At 70.6% G+C, this 16,856-nt stretch carries 15 protein-coding genes; 6 read left to right on the top strand and 9 right to left on the bottom strand.

Annotation, left to right across the window (positions count from 1 at the left end; genetic code table 11):
* The first annotated feature begins 43 nt into the window (after positions 1-43).
* Positions 44-1,531 (top strand): LCP family protein, encoded by a 1,488-nt coding sequence (locus ACT1U9_RS18965; RefSeq protein ID WP_444533902.1) that lies wholly within the window; start codon positions 44-46, stop codon positions 1,529-1,531.
* Positions 1,532-1,651: 120 nt separating this feature from the next.
* On the opposite strand, the gene ACT1U9_RS18960 is transcribed toward ACT1U9_RS18965, so the two are convergent.
* The gene (locus ACT1U9_RS18960; RefSeq protein WP_444533901.1) at positions 1,652-2,176 is read right to left on the bottom strand and encodes an acyl-CoA thioesterase; all 525 of its coding nucleotides are present in this window, start codon (positions 2,174-2,176) and stop codon (positions 1,652-1,654) included.
* A gap of 218 nt (positions 2,177-2,394) precedes the next feature.
* Here ACT1U9_RS18960 and ACT1U9_RS18955 point away from each other — a divergent pair, with 218 nt between their 5' ends.
* Complete coding sequence (locus tag ACT1U9_RS18955) at positions 2,395-3,735, top strand: LCP family protein (protein ID WP_444533900.1); 1,341 nt, start codon at positions 2,395-2,397, stop codon at positions 3,733-3,735.
* Between the two features lie 246 nt (positions 3,736-3,981).
* Positions 3,982-5,268, top strand: a complete 1,287-nt coding sequence (locus ACT1U9_RS18950; protein WP_444533899.1) for an LAETG motif-containing sortase-dependent surface protein — start codon at positions 3,982-3,984, stop codon at positions 5,266-5,268.
* Between the two features lie 71 nt (positions 5,269-5,339).
* Here ACT1U9_RS18950 and ACT1U9_RS18945 read toward each other — a convergent pair whose 3' ends face one another.
* On the bottom strand, positions 5,340-6,497 hold the full coding sequence (locus ACT1U9_RS18945; RefSeq protein ID WP_444533898.1) for an acyl-CoA dehydrogenase: 1,158 nt from the start codon (positions 6,495-6,497) through the stop codon (positions 5,340-5,342).
* 188 nt (positions 6,498-6,685) lie between these two features.
* On the opposite strand from ACT1U9_RS18945, the gene ACT1U9_RS18940 reads away from it, so the two are divergent.
* On the top strand, positions 6,686-8,011 hold the full coding sequence (locus ACT1U9_RS18940; protein ID WP_444533897.1) for a UDP-glucose dehydrogenase family protein: 1,326 nt from the start codon (positions 6,686-6,688) through the stop codon (positions 8,009-8,011).
* A 10-nt stretch (positions 8,012-8,021) separates the two neighbouring features.
* Here the strand turns inward: ACT1U9_RS18940 and ACT1U9_RS18935 are convergent, their stop codons facing one another.
* Entirely contained in the window at positions 8,022-8,381 is a 360-nt protein-coding gene (locus tag ACT1U9_RS18935; protein WP_444533896.1) for a VOC family protein, read from the bottom strand.
* Positions 8,382-8,513: 132 nt separating this feature from the next.
* Between ACT1U9_RS18935 and ACT1U9_RS18930 the strand changes: the two genes are divergently transcribed.
* Positions 8,514-9,026 (top strand): CGNR zinc finger domain-containing protein, encoded by a 513-nt coding sequence (locus tag ACT1U9_RS18930; protein ID WP_444533895.1) that lies wholly within the window; start codon positions 8,514-8,516, stop codon positions 9,024-9,026.
* A 72-nt stretch (positions 9,027-9,098) separates the two neighbouring features.
* Here the strand turns inward: ACT1U9_RS18930 and ACT1U9_RS18925 are convergent, their stop codons facing one another.
* The 4 genes from ACT1U9_RS18925 to ACT1U9_RS18910 form a co-directional block, all read right to left on the bottom strand.
* Complete coding sequence (locus tag ACT1U9_RS18925) at positions 9,099-10,334, bottom strand: dipeptidase (RefSeq protein WP_444533894.1); 1,236 nt, start codon at positions 10,332-10,334, stop codon at positions 9,099-9,101.
* A 454-nt stretch (positions 10,335-10,788) separates the two neighbouring features.
* Positions 10,789-11,970 carry a dipeptidase gene (locus ACT1U9_RS18920; RefSeq protein WP_444539180.1) on the bottom strand — a complete coding sequence of 394 codons (1,182 nt, stop codon included), beginning with the start codon at positions 11,968-11,970 and terminating at the stop codon, positions 10,789-10,791.
* Positions 11,971-11,975: 5 nt separating this feature from the next.
* Complete coding sequence (gene purE / locus ACT1U9_RS18915; RefSeq protein ID WP_188277378.1) at positions 11,976-12,506, bottom strand: 5-(carboxyamino)imidazole ribonucleotide mutase; 531 nt, start codon at positions 12,504-12,506, stop codon at positions 11,976-11,978.
* The gene (locus tag ACT1U9_RS18910) at positions 12,503-13,642 is read right to left on the bottom strand and encodes a 5-(carboxyamino)imidazole ribonucleotide synthase (protein WP_444533893.1); all 1,140 of its coding nucleotides are present in this window, start codon (positions 13,640-13,642) and stop codon (positions 12,503-12,505) included. The genes purE and ACT1U9_RS18910 overlap by 4 nt, the downstream gene beginning before the upstream one ends.
* 192 nt (positions 13,643-13,834) lie before the next feature.
* On the opposite strand from ACT1U9_RS18910, the gene ACT1U9_RS18905 reads away from it, so the two are divergent.
* Positions 13,835-14,350 (top strand): GtrA family protein, encoded by a 516-nt coding sequence (locus ACT1U9_RS18905; RefSeq protein WP_444533892.1) that lies wholly within the window; start codon positions 13,835-13,837, stop codon positions 14,348-14,350.
* Between the two features lie 5 nt (positions 14,351-14,355).
* Here ACT1U9_RS18905 and ACT1U9_RS18900 read toward each other — a convergent pair whose 3' ends face one another.
* Positions 14,356-15,621, bottom strand: coding sequence for an ATP-binding protein (locus ACT1U9_RS18900; RefSeq protein WP_444533891.1), 1,266 nt, complete (start codon positions 15,619-15,621; stop codon positions 14,356-14,358).
* 59 nt (positions 15,622-15,680) lie between these two features.
* Positions 15,681-16,358 (bottom strand): response regulator transcription factor, encoded by a 678-nt coding sequence (locus ACT1U9_RS18895; protein ID WP_053725082.1) that lies wholly within the window; start codon positions 16,356-16,358, stop codon positions 15,681-15,683.
* Positions 16,359-16,856 lie beyond the last annotated feature (498 nt).

Genomic DNA, 16,856 nt, shown 5'->3' with positions numbered 1-16,856 from the left:
GCTTACGGTGCCACATATCCCCCTTTCGCCCGCGGAGGTCCCCGTGCCCACGCCGCCCCCCTCCCGCTCCCCCCGCCCCGCTCCGCGCACCGACCGGCCCCGCAGCAGACAGCAGGACGAGCGGCCCCGCTGGGGCATGCGGATGGCGACGACCCTCTCGGTCCTGGTGCTCGGCGCGGGCGGGGTCGGCCACGCCGTGGTGACCAGCCTGGACGGCGGGATCGGCCGGGTGGACCCGTTCAAGGACATGAAGAACCGGCCGCAGGGGGGCCACGGCACCAACATCCTGCTGGTCGGCACGGACGGCCGGGACAAGATCACGCCGGAGGAGAAGGAGAAGTACCGCCTGGGCGGGGCGGCCTGCCACTGCACGGACACGATGATGATCGTGCACATCTCGGCGGACCATGACCACGCGAGCGTGGTGAGCATCCCGCGCGACAGTTACGCGGAGGTCCCCGAGCACATCGACCAGAACACCGGCGAGCACCACAACCAGCATCCCATCAAGATCAACGCGGCGTACGCGGAGGGCGGGCCCGCGCTGACGGTGCGCACGGTCGAGCACATGACCGGCCTCAAGATGGACCACTATCTGGAGGTCGACTTCACCAGCTTCATGAAGACGGTGGACGTGATCGGCGGGGTACGCATCTGCACGGCCCGCCCGATGAAGGACTCGTACACGGGCCTGGACCTGAGCGCGGGCACGCATCAGCTCGACGGCGGGCAGGCGCTCCAGTACGTACGCTCCCGGCACACCGACGGGTCGGCGGACCTCGGCCGGATGCAGCGCCAGCAGAAGTTCATGGCGGCGCTGATCCACAAGGCGACGGGCTCGGGCGTGCTGATGAACCCGGTGAAGTTCCGCGAGGTCGCCACCACGCTGCTCTCCTCGGTCCGGGCCGACCAGGGCTTCGGCGCCGAGGAGATCCTGTCCCTGGGCCGCACGATGCGGGGCTTCTCCCCGGCGTCGTCGGAGTTCACGACCGTGCCGATCGGGCAGATGAGCTTCCCGGTGAAGGGCATCGGGTCGACGGTGAAGTGGGACCCGGCGAAGGCGCAGAAGCTGTTCGCGGGGTTGCGCGACGACCGCCCCCTGACGCCCCCGCACAAGCCCAAGCAGGACGGCCCGGGGCAGCCGCAGCCGACCGCGTCCGGCGCGATGGTCGAGGTGTCCCCCGACCACATCCGGGTCCAGATCTACAACGGCACCCGCACGGACGGCCTCGGCCGCCGAGTGGACGACGCATTGCGCGCCACGGGCTTCAAAACAACAGGCACCCCGATGTCCGGCGGCACCCGCGACCTCCAGCACACCGTCATCGAATACGACCCCCGCTGGGACCGCTCGGCAAAAACCCTCGCAGCGGCCCTCCCCGGCAGCGACCTCCACCCGGTAAAGGGCCTGGGCCAAATGCTGAAGGTAACGGCAGGCACAGACTTCAAGGGCGCGACGCCGGTCCGAGCAGAACCGACGCCCACGGGCGAATTCGAGGCGGTAACGGGGGACGAGGTGGTGTGCCCGTAAGGCTTGCAGGGCTTTGAGGCCCGCAGGCGCTCAGTGGCCGAGCAATCTAGGGGCGCGGGGAACTGCGCGACCAGCCCACGACGGCCCGCAGCCAAGCGACAACCGCAACCAGCAACGGCGCTAGTCGTCCAGGCCTTCGGCAGCCCGCTTCTCCCGCAGCTCCAAAATCGCCCGCCGCCGAGCAAGCCGATGCGTACGACGGATCTGAGCCTCCTGATACCGCCGCTCATCCCGCTCCGTCTCGGGCAGCACGGGCGGAACAGACCGAGGCTTCCCGTCCGCGTCGACCGCGGCGAACACCAGATACGCCGACCCCACCTGCTGCGCCGGAGTGGACTCGTTCCAGCGCTCGGCGAGGACCCGTACACCGACCTCCATCGACGACCGCCCGGTCCAGTTGACCTGGGCCTTCACATGGACGAGGTCGCCGACCCGGACGGGCATCAGGAACGCCATCTCGTCCATGGACGCGGTGACCGCCGGACCGCCGGAGTGGCGGCCCGCGACCGCACCCGCCGCGTCGTCCACCAGCTTCATGATCACGCCGCCGTGCACGGTACCGAGAAGGTTCGTGTCATGGCCGGTCATGATGTGGCTCAGGGTGGTTCGGGACGCCGAGGTCGGCTTGCCCGGAAGATCAGTCATACCGCCCAGCTTATGCGGGCCCGTACGGACTCTCACCGCGTGCACTCAGCGCACGCACCGCTCACACTCCGCACGGTCATCGCGCGCTCGAACCGCGGTCACCCCACGGGCACCGCGCCCGCGCATGCCGCGCACATTGCATCAGCTGTGCAACAGCCCGGTCCCGGATCCCCACCCGCCCTGTCAGACACGCGGCGCACCCGTGCATGCTTGACGGCATGAACGACGGATGGTCCGACGACGACCGCGGCGAGCGCTACGGCCGCGGCAGCTCCTCCGCGCAGCCGGAGGGCCCGCGTGTCATGCGCCATGTGCAGCGGCCCGTGGGCTCCACACCCGTGCGCCCGCAGCGCCCGGTCCCGCCGCAGCAGCCCCCGTACGACGACGGCCAGGGCTACGGCCAGGATCACGGACAGCAGCAGTACGGCAGCACTGTGCCCGCGCCCGGTTCGTACGACGGCTACAGCGAGGGCCAGGTCTACGGCTCCCCGTCCGGACGCGGCCCGGGCGGTCCCGGCGGGGGCGGCCCCGGCGGCCAGGGCCCCGGCGTGCCCGGCGGCGCCTCCGCCAAGCCGCGCCCCAACTGGAAGCGCCGGATCAAGATCGGCTCGCTGGTCCTCGTCGTCACCATCATCGGCGTGAGCGCCGGCACGTACTTCTGGGCCGACGGCAAGGTGCGCCGCGAGGTGGACCTGTCCAAGGTCATCGACCGGCCCGCCGACGGCAAGGGCACGAACTACCTGATCGTCGGTTCGGACTCGCGCGAGGGTCTGTCCCAGGACCAGAAGCAGAAGCTGCACACCGGCTCCGCCGAGGGCAAGCGGACCGACTCGATGATGATCCTGCACACCGGCGACAACGGGAACACGATGGTCTCGCTGCCGCGTGACTCCTGGGTCGCGATCCCCAGCTTCAAGGGCTCGCAGTCCGGCAAGCTGTTCCCGGCCAAGGGCCACAACAAGCTGAACGCGACGTACGCGATGGACGGCCCCGAGCTCCTGGTGCGCACCATCGAGGCCAACACCGGACTGCATATCGACCACTACGCCGAGATCGGCTTCGCGGGCTTCGCGAACATCGTGGACGCGGTCGGCGGCGTCGAGCTCGACATCCCGCAGGACATCAAGGACAAGGACTCCGGCGCCGACTTCAAGAAGGGCAAGCAGACCCTCGACGGCCAGCAGGCCCTGGCGTTCGTCCGCAACCGGCACGGTTACGCGGCCGGTGACCTGGAGCGGACGAAGAACCAGCAGCGGTTCCTGTCGGCGCTGGCGGCGCAGACCGCGACCCCGACGACGCTGCTCAACCCGTTCAAGTTCTACCCCGTGGTGGGCGCGGGCCTGGACACGCTGATCGTCGACAAGGACATGGGCCTCACCGACCTGGGCGAGATGTTCTGGGCCATGAAGGGCATCACCAGCGGCGGCGGCACGTCCCTGAACATGCCGATCTCCGGCGACGGCCCGCAGACGTCCCTGCTCTGGGACACCACCAAGGTCAAGCAGCTGGTGAACGAGCTCAACAACGACCAGAAGGTCACGGTGACGGCGTCCCGGTAGCGCCCGGCCAAACGGACTCCTCGCCCCCGCGCGACAAGACTCACAGAGAAAACACAGGCACTCTGCACAACTGCCCGCCATTGCCCCGCTTTGCCCGCCACTCCGGTCGGCCAGGCGGGGCTTTTGGCGTAAAGAAACCCCTATCTGACCCCCTTGTCGCGGTCATACGATCACGCGCATTCACGCATTCATATTCTGGGTCGGCCCTTGCCTAGTACCCGGAATCGGACCCAGAAAAGGGCACAAGTGAAGATTCGCCGTGTTCTCGCGACGGCCGTCGCGGCCGCTGTGACCGCGCCCGTGGTGATCCTCTCGGCCGGTACCGCGCTCGCCGACGCACAGCCGGCCGCGCAGACGCAGGCCCAGAAGAAGCCGACCATCGAGGAGTTGGAGAAGGCCGCCGCCGAGGCGAAGAAGGCGTACGACGACGCGCTCGCCGCGCAGGACGTCGCCCAGAAGGCCTTCGACGCGACGACGGCCGCCACCTCGCCCCTGCATGTGAAGGCCAAGGCCGCCGACAAGGAGGCGGGCGCCGCGACCGCCGCGAAGACCGCCGCCGACAAGGCCGTGACGGACGCGGCCGACATTCTCGCCGCGCTGCCCGCCGACGCGAAGCCCGAGGACCGGGCCGCCGCGCAGAAGGTCCTCGAAGAGGCCGCGAAGGACGCCGAGAAGGCGGACGCCGCCAAGAAGGCCGCCGACGCCAAGGCGAAGGCGGCCGCCAAGGAGGCCGATGACGCGGACGTCGCCGCGGCGCAGGCGCTGGACAAGGCCCAGAAGGCCACCGCGAAGGCCCTGTCGGCCAAGGAGACCGCCGACCAGGCGCTCGCAGACGCCAAGAAGGCCGCCGAGAACCCGTCGTGCGAGCCCGACCCCAAGCTCACCACGGTCGTCACCGGTCTGCCGTCGAAGATCGTCGCCGGTACCACCGCGAACTTCTCGCTGCGGGTCACCAACGGCACCGGCAAGAACATCGACAAGCTCTGGCCGTTCACGTACCTCCACGCGACCGACAAGAGCGGCTACCAGGTCACCGACGACCTGCTGCACCTGCAGTGGTCGACGGCCGCGTCCGGCGGCTGGAAGGACGTCGACAGCCTGCACCGCGCGGGCGTGATCAACGGCCTCAAGGACGGCACGCACTACGACATGAAGCTGCGCCTCAAGGTCGACGCCAAGGCCCCGGCGGGCCCGGGCATCGCCTTCGTCGCCGGTGACTACGTCAACAAGGACAAGTCCTGCGGCGGCACGCCGGACCTCACGGAGTACTCCTTCGAGATCCTGCCCGCCGGCACCAAGCCGGGCGACGTCGACCCGGCCAAGCCCACCACGGGCAAGGCGAACACCCCGGACACCAAGACGCAGTCCAGCGCCACGTCCACGACCCCGCTGAACACCACGAACACCGGCACCCTCGCGGCCACCGGCACGTCCTCCGCGACCCCGCAGCTGGCGCTGGCGGGCGGCGCGGCCGTGGTCGTCGGCGCGGGCGCGGTCTTCGTGGCCCGCCGCCGCCGTTCCGGCACCAACTGACGTACGCGTAAAGCGAGTTGGGCCCACATCCGAATGCCGGATGCGGGCCCGACTCGTATGACAGGGTGTGCTTACGGCAGGTTGCGCGCCATGACGATGCGCTGGACCTGGTTCGTGCCCTCGTAGATCTGGGTGATCTTCGCGTCGCGCATCATGCGCTCGCACGGGTAGTCGCGGGTGTAGCCGTAGCCGCCGAGGAGCTGGACGGCGTCGGTGGTGACCTCCATCGCGATGTCGGAGGCGAAGCACTTGGCCGCGGCGCCGAGGTAGGTGAGGTCGGCGTCGCCGCGCTCGGAGGCGGCGGCGGCCTGGTAGGTCAGGGCGCGGGCGGCCGAGACCTTCATCGCCATGTCGGCCAGCATGAACTGGACGCCCTGGAAGTCGCCGATCGGCTTGCCGAACTGCTTGCGCTCGCGGACGTAGCCCTTGGCGTAGTCGAGGGCGCCCTGGGCGATGCCGAGCGCCTGGGCCGCGATGGTGATGCGGGTGTGGTCCAGGGTCTTCATCGCCGTGGCGAAGCCGGTGCCCTCCTCGCCGATCATGCGGTCGGCGGGGATGCGGACGTTGTCGAGGTAGACCTCGCGGGTCGGGGAGCCCTTGATGCCGAGCTTCTTCTCCGGGGCGCCGAAGGAGACGCCCTCGTCCGACTTCTCGACGACGAAGGCGGAGATGCCCTTCGAGCGCTTGTCGGGGTCGGTGACGGCCATCACCGTGTAGTACTCGCTGACGCCCGCGTTGGTGATCCAGCGCTTCACGCCGTTGAGGACCCAGTAGTCGCCGTCGCGCACCGCGCGGGTCTTCATGCCCGCCGCGTCCGAACCCGCGTCCGGCTCGGAGAGGCAGTACGAGAACATCCCGTCGCCCTTGGCGAGCGGCGTCATGTACTTCTTCTTGAGGTCCTCGGAGCCCGAGAGGATCACCGGGAGCGAGCCCAGCTTGTTCACGGCCGGGATCAGCGAGGAGGACGCGCAGACGCGGGCCACCTCCTCGATCACGATGACCGTGGCGAGCGCGTCGGCACCGGCGCCGCCGTACTCCTCGGGGACGTGGACCGCGTGCAGGTCGTTGGCGACCAGCGAGTCCAGCGCCTCCTGCGGGAAGCGGGCCTGCTCGTCGACCTCGGCCGCGTACGGCGCGATCTTCGCCTCGGCGAGCGAGCGGATCGCGTCGCGGAGCATGTCGTGCTCTTCGGACGGGCGGTACAGGTCGAAATCAGCCGTTCCGGCCAAGGTGACTCACTCCCCAAGACGCTAACTACCGTTAAGTAACCTCAATTTTAGTGGGGTGTACGCCTCGGGGCATACGTGAGTTTGACGACAGACCGCGATCGCCGGTGATCAGTGCGGATCACAGGCGCCGCAGGGCCCCGACTATGCTCGGGCAGCGCCCTCAAGCCCGTACTTTCCAGGAGCACCGCATGGCCCTCAAGATCACTGTGATCGGCACCGGATATCTCGGGGCCACCCACTCCGCGGCCATGGCGGAGCTGGGGTTCGAGGTGCTCGGCCTGGATGTGGTCCCCGAGAAGATCGAGATGCTGGGGCAGGGCCGCGTGCCCATGTACGAGCCCGGCCTTGAGGAACTGCTCCAGCGGCATGTCGCGGGCATCGAGGGCTCCAGCGGGCGGCTGCGGTTCACAACCTCCTGGGAGGAGGTCGGCGCCTGGGGCGACGTCCACTTCGTCTGTGTGAACACTCCGCAGAAGCACGGCGAGTACGCCTGCGACATGTCGTACGTCGACGCCGCCTTCGGCTCGCTCGTGCCGCATCTGCGCCGGGACGCGCTCGTCGTCGGCAAGTCGACGGTGCCGGTGGGCTCGGCCGCCCGGCTCGCCGAGACGCTGCCGGAGGGTGTGGAGCTGGCCTGGAACCCGGAGTTCCTGCGCGAGGGCTTCGCCGTGAACGACACGCTGCACCCCGACCGGATCGTGGTCGGCGTGGAGAGCGAGCGCGCCGAGAAGCTGCTGCGCGAGGTGTACGGGGTGCCGGTCGCGGAGGGCTCGCCCTTCGTGGTGACGGACTTCCCGACGGCCGAGCTGGTGAAGACCTCCGCGAACTCGTTCCTGGCCACCAAGATCTCGTTCATCAACGCCATGGCCGAGGTGTGCGAGGCCGCCGACGGCGATGTGGTGAAGCTGGCCGAGGCGATCGGGCACGACGAGCGGATCGGGAAGAAGTTCCTGCGGGCCGGGATCGGGTTCGGCGGCGGCTGTCTGCCCAAGGACATCCGGGCGTTCATGGCCCGCGCCGGTGAGCTCGGCGCCGACCAGGCGCTCACGTTCCTGCGCGAGATCGACTCCATCAACATGCGCCGCCGCGGCCAGATGGTGGAGATGGCCCGCGAGGCGCTCGGCGGCGGCTCCTTCCTCGGCAAGCGCGTCGCCGTCCTGGGCGCGGCCTTCAAGCCGGACTCGGACGACGTACGCGACTCGCCCGCCCTGAACGTGGCCGGCCAGATCCACCTCCAGGGCGGCCAGGTCACCGTCTACGACCCCAAGGGCATGGACAACGCCCGCCGCCTCTTCCCGACCCTCGGTTACGCGGACACGGCGCTGGACGCGGTGCGCGGCGCCGATGTGGTGCTCCACCTCACCGAGTGGCGCGAGTTCCGCGACCTGGACCCGGCGGCGCTGGGCGAGGTGGCCGGGGCCCGGATCGTCCTGGACGGGCGCAACGCGCTGGACGCGGCGAAGTGGCGCGAGGCGGGCTGGACGTTCCGGGCGATGGGGCGACCGCGCGCGTAAGTCGTCTGGCTCAGCAGGCGCAGAGGCAGAAGGGGTGGCCCGCCGGGTCGGCGTAGACGCGCCAGGTGCGGCCCGGGTCGCCGACTTCGAGGACCGTGGCCCCCAACGCCAGGACCTGCGCCTCGGCCTTGTCGATGTCGTCGACGGTCAGGTCCAGGTGGAACTGCTGCGAGCGGTCCGGCGCGGGCCAGGCCGGGGGCACGAACCCCGGGGCCACCTGGAAGGCGAGCCCGGCGCCGCCGGGGACGGCGAGGTCGATCCACCCGTCCTCCTCGACCGGCTCGCCGCCGAGGACCGCGGCGTAGAAGGCGGCGAGGGCGCGCGGGTCGGGACAGTCGAGGACGACGCTGCCGAGCTTGGCGATGGGCATGGTGCTCCTCCGTTGCTGGGTACGCGATCGACCGAGGGTGTTACTGGCTAACACCATCAACCGGTAACCGTTACTAGATGGTCGCGCACAAGAGGTAACGTCGCAAGCAGTTAGTGGGCAGGAGGTTCGGCCATGGCGGAGAGGGCACCCGCGCCCGGCGGTCTCGCGCTGATCGAGGCGCTGGTCAACACGCTGGACCTGGAGAGCGGAGTGGATTCGCTGTCCTCGGCGGAGGCTCGCGCGGCGCTCGGGCTCGATGACGCCTCCGCGGCCGAGCTCGATGCGGCCCGCGAGCTGCGGGAGTCGCTGCGGGCGGTGTGCCTGGTGCACGGCGGCCACCCGCCGGTCCCGGCGACCCCGCTCGACCGGCTGCTCGCGGCGGCCCCGCTGGTGGTCGCGGTGGACGCGGACGGCTCGGCCGCCCTGCGTCCCGTCGACCCCGGCTCGCTGGTGGCCCGGGTCGCGGCGGCGATCGCCTCGGCGGCGGGCGACGGGACGTGGGGGCGCCTCAAGGCGTGCGAGGCGAGCGACTGCCACTGGGCGTATTACGACCGCAGTCCTGCGGGGCGGAGTCGGTGGTGCTCCATGGCTGTGTGCGGCAGCAGGGCGAAGATGAGGGCTTATCGCGCTGCGCGCCGCACGTGAGTCATTTCGAGTGCGGACCGTGCGTGGCTGGTCGCGCGGTTCCCCGCGCCCCTTGATGGTTCGGGTCGACGCTTACCTCGGGTCCAGGTCCTCGATCGTCGCCGTTGACGGTCCCCTTCGGGGTTGCGCCGCTCGGGCTGCGAAGTCCACGTCACGTATCACGCGGGCAAGGTTTTCCCAGGTCAGGGCGCCGATCTCCGCCTCCTCCCAGCCACGTTCGATCAGCTCGGCGATCAGTACCGGGTAGCAGGACGCGTCCTCCAGGCCGAGGGTGCGCGGGGAGCCCGGGGGCAGCCCGTACGCGCCCGAAAGGCCGATGTGGCCCGTGCCGACGACGTCGCGCAGATGCTCGATGTGGTCCGCGACATCCTGTACGCAGGCGGCGCGGCCGGGGCGGGCGACCTGGTCGGGGGCGAGGCTCACCAGGCAGACGCCGCCGTTCTCGGGGAGCGCGGCGAGGAGTTCGTCGCTGACGTTGAGCGGGTGGTCGGTGAGGGCGCGGGCGGCCGAACGGGTGAAGACCAGCGGGGCCTTGGCGGCTCCGAGGGTCTGGCGGATGGTCTCCGGGGCGGCGCCGGACAGGTCGATGACCATGCCGAGCCGGTTCAGCTCCCGTACGACCTCCTCGCCGAAGCGGGTGAGGCCCGCGCGGGTCCAGCTGACGGTGGAGGTGAGCGCCACGGCGCGTACGCCGAGCGCGTGGTACGCCCGGAGCGTACCCAGCGAGTCGCCGAGCGCGTGGACCGCGACGGGTCCGAAGAGCGAGGCGATACGGCCGTGGTTACGGGCGTCGGCGAGGTCGCCGACGGCGAGCGCGAGCCGCAGGCCCTCGGGGCATGCCTCGACGAGCGTACGGAGCCGGTCGATGCGTTCGAGGGTGGCGCTGACCGGGTCGGGGCAGTCGGCCGGGACCATCAACGACCAGAGCTGCGCGCCCACGCCGCCGTGCCGCAGCCGGGGGATGTCGGTGTCCAGCGAACTCTCGCCGAGCTCGACGTCGTGCCACGGGGTGTTCACGAGGATCTGGGCGAGGGTGTTGTACCCGTCGGCGACGGGGTGCGCGCGCAGGGCCGCGCGGGCCCGGGCGAGGACGTCGGAGTCGAAGTGCTCGGGTTCGGCCTCGGGCTCCACGGGCGGGGGCGCGGGGTCGGGCTTCCGGGACCTTCGGCGGGCGGGTTTCCTCGCGGTGGAGGCGTCGGGTATGTCGGGGTCGGGGGCGTTCTTGGGGCCCCGTTTACGTGTGATGGGGCGGTCCGGTGCGCCTATCCCGGCGGTGGCGACGTCGGCCTCGTCCTGCAGATCTGCCATGACGGTCTCCCGGTTCGGCATCGGCGACGGCAGTAGCCCCACCCTCACACGGCCCCGGCGGGAGGTCGCGCCGAACGAGCCGTTCGGGGGGCTCCGCGCTTCTCCCCCACCCCGCCCCTTCCCGGCTGTGACATTCTGCGGCTCCGCCGCGTGGCCTGGGCGGGCGGCCGGGTTCGTCGGCTGCGCGCCGGTGGGGGCTTGTCGCGCCCACGCGGCGGAGCCGCAAATGTCACAGCCCCGCGCCCCTGACTACCTAGGGGCGCGGGGAACTGCGCGAGCAACCCAGCACGATCCGCAGCCGAACGCAGACCCTCTCACCCAGGGGCGCAGCCCCGAAGCGGGGCGCAGGGGCCGCAGGCCCCGCGAAGGGGTCCGGGGGCGCCGCCCCCGGGAAAACCGCCTCCACCCCCACCCACCCCCGGAGGGTTCAGGGGAACGGGCGGGGTGGGGGGAACTACCCGTCCAGGGACTCCCGCGTCGCGTTCGACGGTGACCGACCCCGCAACCCCTCCGCCACGGACTCCGCATCCCGCAGCACCCGCACCGCGTTCCCCCACGTCAGCTTCGCCAGGTCCGACTCCGACCAGGAGCGGCTGAGGAGCTCCGCGATCAGGTTCGGGTAGCCGGAGACGTCGTCCAGGCCCGACGGGGTGAACGCCGTGCCGTCGAAGTCGCCGCCGATGCCGATGTGGTCGATCCCGGCGACCGCCCGCATGTGGTCGAGATGGTCGGCCACCGTCGACGCCGTGGCGATCGGCCGGGGATGCGCCGCCTCGAACGCCGCGTGCAGCGCCATCGCCTCGGACGTGGTGTCCAGATGGTGCAGCCCGTGCGCCCGCAGGTTCTCGTCCGCCGCCGCCGTCCACTCCACCGCCGCCGGCAGGATGAACTTCGGCACGAACGTCGCCATCGCCACCCCGCCGTTGGACGGCAGCAACGACAGCACGTCGTCCGGGATGTTGCGCGCGTGGTCGCAGATCGCCCGCGCCGAAGAGTGCGAGAAGATCACCGGCGCCACCGACGTCGACAGCGCGTCCCGCATCGTCGTCGCCGCCACATGGGACAGGTCGACGAGCATGCCGAGGCGGTTCATCTCCCGGACCACCTCGTGGCCGAACGGCGAGAGCCCGCCCACCCCCGGCGCGTCCGTCGCCGAGTCCGCCCACGGGGTGTTGTCGTTGTGCGTGAGCGTCATATAGCGGACGCCCAGCGCGTACAACGCCCGCAGCGTGGCGAGGGAGTTGTTGATGGAGTGGCCGCCCTCGGCACCCTTCAGCGACGCGATACGGCCCGCCGCCCGCGCCTTCTCCATGTCGTCCGCCGTCAGCGCGGGCGCCAGGTCACCGGGGTAGCGCGCGAGCATCTGGTCGACGCAGTCGATCTGTTCGAGCGTCGCGCTGACCGCGTCGTCGCCCGCCAGGTCGGTGCGTACGTACACCGACCAGAACTGCGCACCGACCCCGCCGGCCCGCAGCCGGGGGATGTCGGTGTGGAGGCGGCCGCTCTGGTCGCGGCCGACGTCGCACCGGTCGAGGTCGTAGCGGACCTGCTTGCGCAGCGCCCAGGGCAGGTCGTTGTGGCCGTCGACGACGGGGTGCTGGGCCAGCAGCGTACGGGCTCGCGCGAGGTGGTCCACCGTGCTCACTTTCCGAAGCCGAAGGACGCCGCGGACTCCACCTTCGTACGAAGACGCCTGCCCTTCTCCGTCGCCTGGTCGTTCAGCTCCTGCTGGAACTCCCGCATGCGCGCGAGGAGTTCGGGGTCGTGGGCGGCCAGGATACGGGCCGCGAGCAGGCCCGCGTTGCGTGCACCGCCCACCGACACGGTCGCCACCGGCACGCCCGCCGGCATCTGCACGATCGACAGGAGCGAGTCCATGCCGTCGAGGTACTTCAGCGGCACGGGGACGCCGATCACCGGCAGCGGGGTCACCGAGGCCAGCATGCCGGGCAGGTGCGCCGCCCCGCCCGCGCCCGCGATGATCGCTTTGAGGCCGCGGTCCGCCGCCTGCTCGCCGTACGCGATCATCTCGTGCGGCATCCGGTGGGCCGAGACGACGTCGACCTCGTACGGGATCTCGAACTCGGCCAGGGCCTGGGCCGCGGCCTCCATGACGGGCCAGTCGGAGTCCGAGCCCATGACGATGCCGATGACGGGGGACGCGCTGTTCATTCGGTGATCGTTCCTCTGAGGTAGTCCGCCGCGTGACGGGCTCGCTCGCGTACGTCCGCGAGGTCGTCGCCGTAGGTGTTGACGTGGCCGACCTTACGGCCGGGCTTCACGTCCTTGCCATACATATGGATCTTGAGCTGCGGGTCGCGTGCCATGCAGTGCAGATACGCGTAGTACATGTCCGGGTAGTCGCCGCCCAGCACGTTGCACATGACCGTCCACTTCGACCTCGGGCGCGGGTCGCCCAGCGGAAGGTCGAGCACGGCCCGGACGTGGTTGGCGAACTGCGAGGTGATCGCGCCGTCCTGGGTCCAGTGGCCGGAGTTGTGCGGGCGCATCGCGAGCTCGTTGACGAGGATGCGGCCGTCGCGGGTCTCGAAGAGCTCGACCGCGAGGTGGCCGACCACACCGAGCTCGTCCGCGATACGCAGCGCCAGCTGCTGGGCCTGGCCCGCAAGCTGCTCGGCGAGATCGGGCGCCGGGGCGATCACGGTGTCGCAGACGCCGTCGACCTGGATCGACTCGACCACCGGGTAGGCGACCGCCTGGCCCGACGGCGAGCGGACGACGTTCGCCGCGAGCTCGCGCACGAAGTCGACCTTCTCCTCGGCGAGGACGTCGACGCCCGCCTTGAAGGCGTCGGCCGCGTCCGCCTCGGAGCGTACGAACCACACGCCCTTGCCGTCGTAGCCGCCGACCACGGTCTTGAGGATGACGGGATAGCCGTCGCCCTCCGCCGCGAACGCGGACACGTCCGCCGGGTCGGCCACGATGCGGTGGCGGGGGCAGGGGGCGCCGATCTCGTCGAGCCGGGCGCGCATCACCCCCTTGTCGTGGGCGTGCACCAACGCGTCGGGCCCCGGGCGGACGACGACGCCGTCCGCTTCCAGGGCCCGCAGGTGCTCGGTGGGCACATGCTCGTGATCGAACGTGATCACATCGCAGCCGCGCGCGAAGGCGCGCAGCGTGTCCAGGTCGCGGTAGTCGCCGATGACGACATCGCTCACCACCTGGGCCGCCGAGTCCTGTGGGGTGTCACTGAGGAGCTTGAATCTGATGCCGAGGGGGATGCCCGCCTCGTGGGTCATACGGGCGAGCTGACCGCCGCCGACCATGCCGACTACCGGGAACGTCACACCCCCAGGGTATCCGCCGCCCCTGGGACCCCCGGAAGGAGCCGGTCCGGGGCGTGCGGGAGCGCGGGGGTGGCCGGGATTTGCGGGCGTCCACGAGCAATGCCCTGGGGGGCTGGTTAGCATGGCCAGGTTGGCCGCGGCGAAACGCGCCGCCGAAAACACCACCGATTCGAACGGGGCTGGGCGATCACCATGAGTGAACGGGGCGCATTGCGTACGCGACTGCAGCTGCTCGCCCGGGAGATCGCGAAGTTCGGTGCCGTCGGCGCCATCGGTTTCGTCGTCAACGCGATCGTCTTCAACCTGTGCATGCACGCCGCCGACCTCGCGGTCGTACGCTCCGGGGTCATCGCCACCGCCGTGGCCATCGCCACGAACTACGTCGGCAACCGCTACTGGACCTACCGCGACACCGACAGCGGCCGCCGCAGCCGGGAGCTGATGCTCTTCCTGCTGTTCAGCGGCATCGGCCTGGTCATCGAGAACGGTGTGCTCGCGCTCTCGCACTACGGCCTCGGCTACACCTCGACGGTCGCGGACAACATCGCCAAGAACGTGGTGGGCCTGGGCCTGGGCACCGTGTTCCGGTTCTGGTCGTACCGCACCTGGGTCTTCCGCGCGCTGCCCGCGCGCGAGGCCGTCCAGACCGCCGAATCCTTTCTGGGCGAGACCCCGCAGCCGTACGCCCGCCACACTTCAGGGTCGTAATCCGGTCATCTGATCGTCGGCTCCGGCTCCCGCGGACCGCGCGCCACCCGGCTCAGGAACAGCGCGAACACCGCGGGCTGCTGCTGGAGCATCTCCAGGCGTCCGCCGTCCGCCTCCGCGAGGTCGCGGGCGACCGCCAGGCCGATGCCGGTGGAGTTGCGGCCGCTGATCGTCCGCTCGAAGATCCGCGCCCCGAGGTCGGGCGGTACGCCCGGGCCCTCGTCGGTGACCTCGACGACGGTCTGGTTGCCGGTGACGCGGGTGCGCACGGCGACCGTGCCGCCGCCGTGCATCAGCGAGTTCTCGATCAACGCGGCGAGGACCTGGGCGACCGCGCCCGGGGTGCCGACCGCCCGCAGCCCCTGCTTGCCGGAGCGCACGATCGCGCGGCCCGCGCTGCGGTAGGCCGGGCGCCACTCCTCCAGCTGCTGCTTGACCACCTCGTCCAGATCGAAGACGACGGCCGATCCGATGCGCGGATCACGGGAGTTGGTGAGCAGCCGCTCCACCACGTCGGTCAGCCGCTCGACCTGGGTGAGCGCGATCGTCGCCTCCTCCTTGACCGTGTCCAGGTCGTCGGTGAGGGCGATCTCCTCCAGGCGCATCGAGAGCGCGGTGAGCGGGGTGCGCAGCTGGTGGGAGGCGTCGGCGGCCAGACGCCGCTCGGCGGTGAGCATCCGCCCGATCCGCTCGGCCGAGGAGTCCAGGACATCGGCGACCCGGTCCAGCTCGTGCACCCCGTACCGCTTGTGCCGCGGCCTCGGGTCGCCGGAGCCGAGGCGTTCGGCGGTCTCGGCGAGGTCGGTGAGCGGGGAGGCCAGCTTGTTCGCCTGGCGTACGGCGAGGAGCACGGCGGAGACGATGGCGAGCAGGGCGACCGCGCCGATGATCAGCAGGGTGCGGCCGACCTCGCGGGTGACCGTGGAGCGGGACTCCTCGACCAGGACGGACTCGCCGCGCTCGCCCTTGGCGGTGCCCCGGATGACCGAGCCGTCGGGCCGCGTGCCCAGCTCGATCGCCTCGCGGCCGGGGATGTCGACGCGCGCGTACCGCTGGGGGCCGACCTGTTCGCTGAGCGCCGACGGGCCGACCGCCTCGTTGGCGAGCATCCGGCTGTCGATCACGCTGACCAGGCGCAGCGCCTCGGAGTTCACGTTCTCCTGGGCGCTGCTGCTGATGGTGCGGGTCTCGACGATGACGAGCGAGACGCCGAAGACGGCGATCACGACGAGCACCACGGCGAGCGTGGAATTGATCAGTCGGCGGCGCATGGCTCAAGTTTCCCAGGACGTACGGTGCGGGCCGACCCACCACGTCGGCCCACCGGTCGTCAGCTCTTCTCGAAGCGGAAGCCCACGCCGCGCACGGTGGCGATGTAGCGGGGGTTGGCGGCGTCGTCGCCGAGCTTCTTGCGCAGCCACGAGATGTGCATGTCGAGCGTCTTGGTCGAGGACCACCAGGTGGTGTCCCAGACCTCGCGCATCAGCTGGTCGCGGGTGACCACGCGGCCCGCGTCGCGCACCAGCACCCGCAGCAGGTCGAACTCCTTGGCGGTGAGCTGGAGCTCCTCGTCGCCCATCCAGGCGCGGTGCGACTCGACGTCGATCCGCACGCCGTGGGTGGCGGGCTGGGGCACCGGCTCGGTGGCACCGCGCCGCAGCAGGGCCCGGACGCGGGCGAGCAGTTCGGCGAGCCGGAAGGGCTTGGTGACGTAGTCGTCGGCGCCGGCGTCGAGGCCGACCACGGTGTCCACCTCGTCCGCGCGGGCGGTGAGCACCAGGATCGGGACGGTGTGGCCCTCGGAGCGCAGCCGCCTGGCCACCTCCAGGCCGTCCATGCCGGGCAGCCCCAGGTCGAGCACGACCAGGTCGGCGCCTCCCTGGAGTCCGGCGTCGAGGGCGGTCGGGCCGTCCTCGCGGACCTCGACCTCGTAACCCTCCCGACGCAGTGCGCGGGCCAGCGGCTCCGAGATGGACGCGTCGTCCTCGGCGAGCAGTACACGGGTCATGGGGGTGATGGTAGTCCGCGAGCGGGAGGGCCCGTCCGTCGAACCCGTCAGCGGCCTGCCCGGGGGCGGCAGGTAATCCGTTCTTGATCGTCGAAGGCGCCCCGAAGGACCGTCTCCCGACCGCTTCCTGATCGCCCAATGGCCTTTTCTTGATCGTCTTTTCTTGGTCCGCCCCTGCGGCTCTGGGATGCGATCCTGTTAACCACCTTGGAATGTGGGCAGATGGTTCCAGCGACGCCTGTGATCCATGTCTCAAGTCCTTCCATTTGCGCCTGTGTGGTGTCGTATGGTGTCTCAACGCCTTTAGCACTAACTCGGGGACCTTTGGCCTGCTTGGCGCGCCAAAGGTCTCTTTTCTGCACAGGGACCGGAATTTCCGGTTCCGAAGACAGTGAATGACCTATGGGCCGGGCCCCGGGCGCGAAGATGCGCCCCGGGCGTGGATCCCGGTGGGTCCGTCCTCTCGCTTCCGTCACCAACGGAGCGAAACCCCTCGGG

The organism is Streptomyces sp. BR1 (assembly GCF_052373795.1).
Lineage (GTDB): Bacteria > Actinomycetota > Actinomycetes > Streptomycetales > Streptomycetaceae > Streptomyces.
The sequence above is the reverse complement of the archived record's forward strand: the minus strand, read 5'-3'. Positions and strand labels throughout refer to the sequence as shown.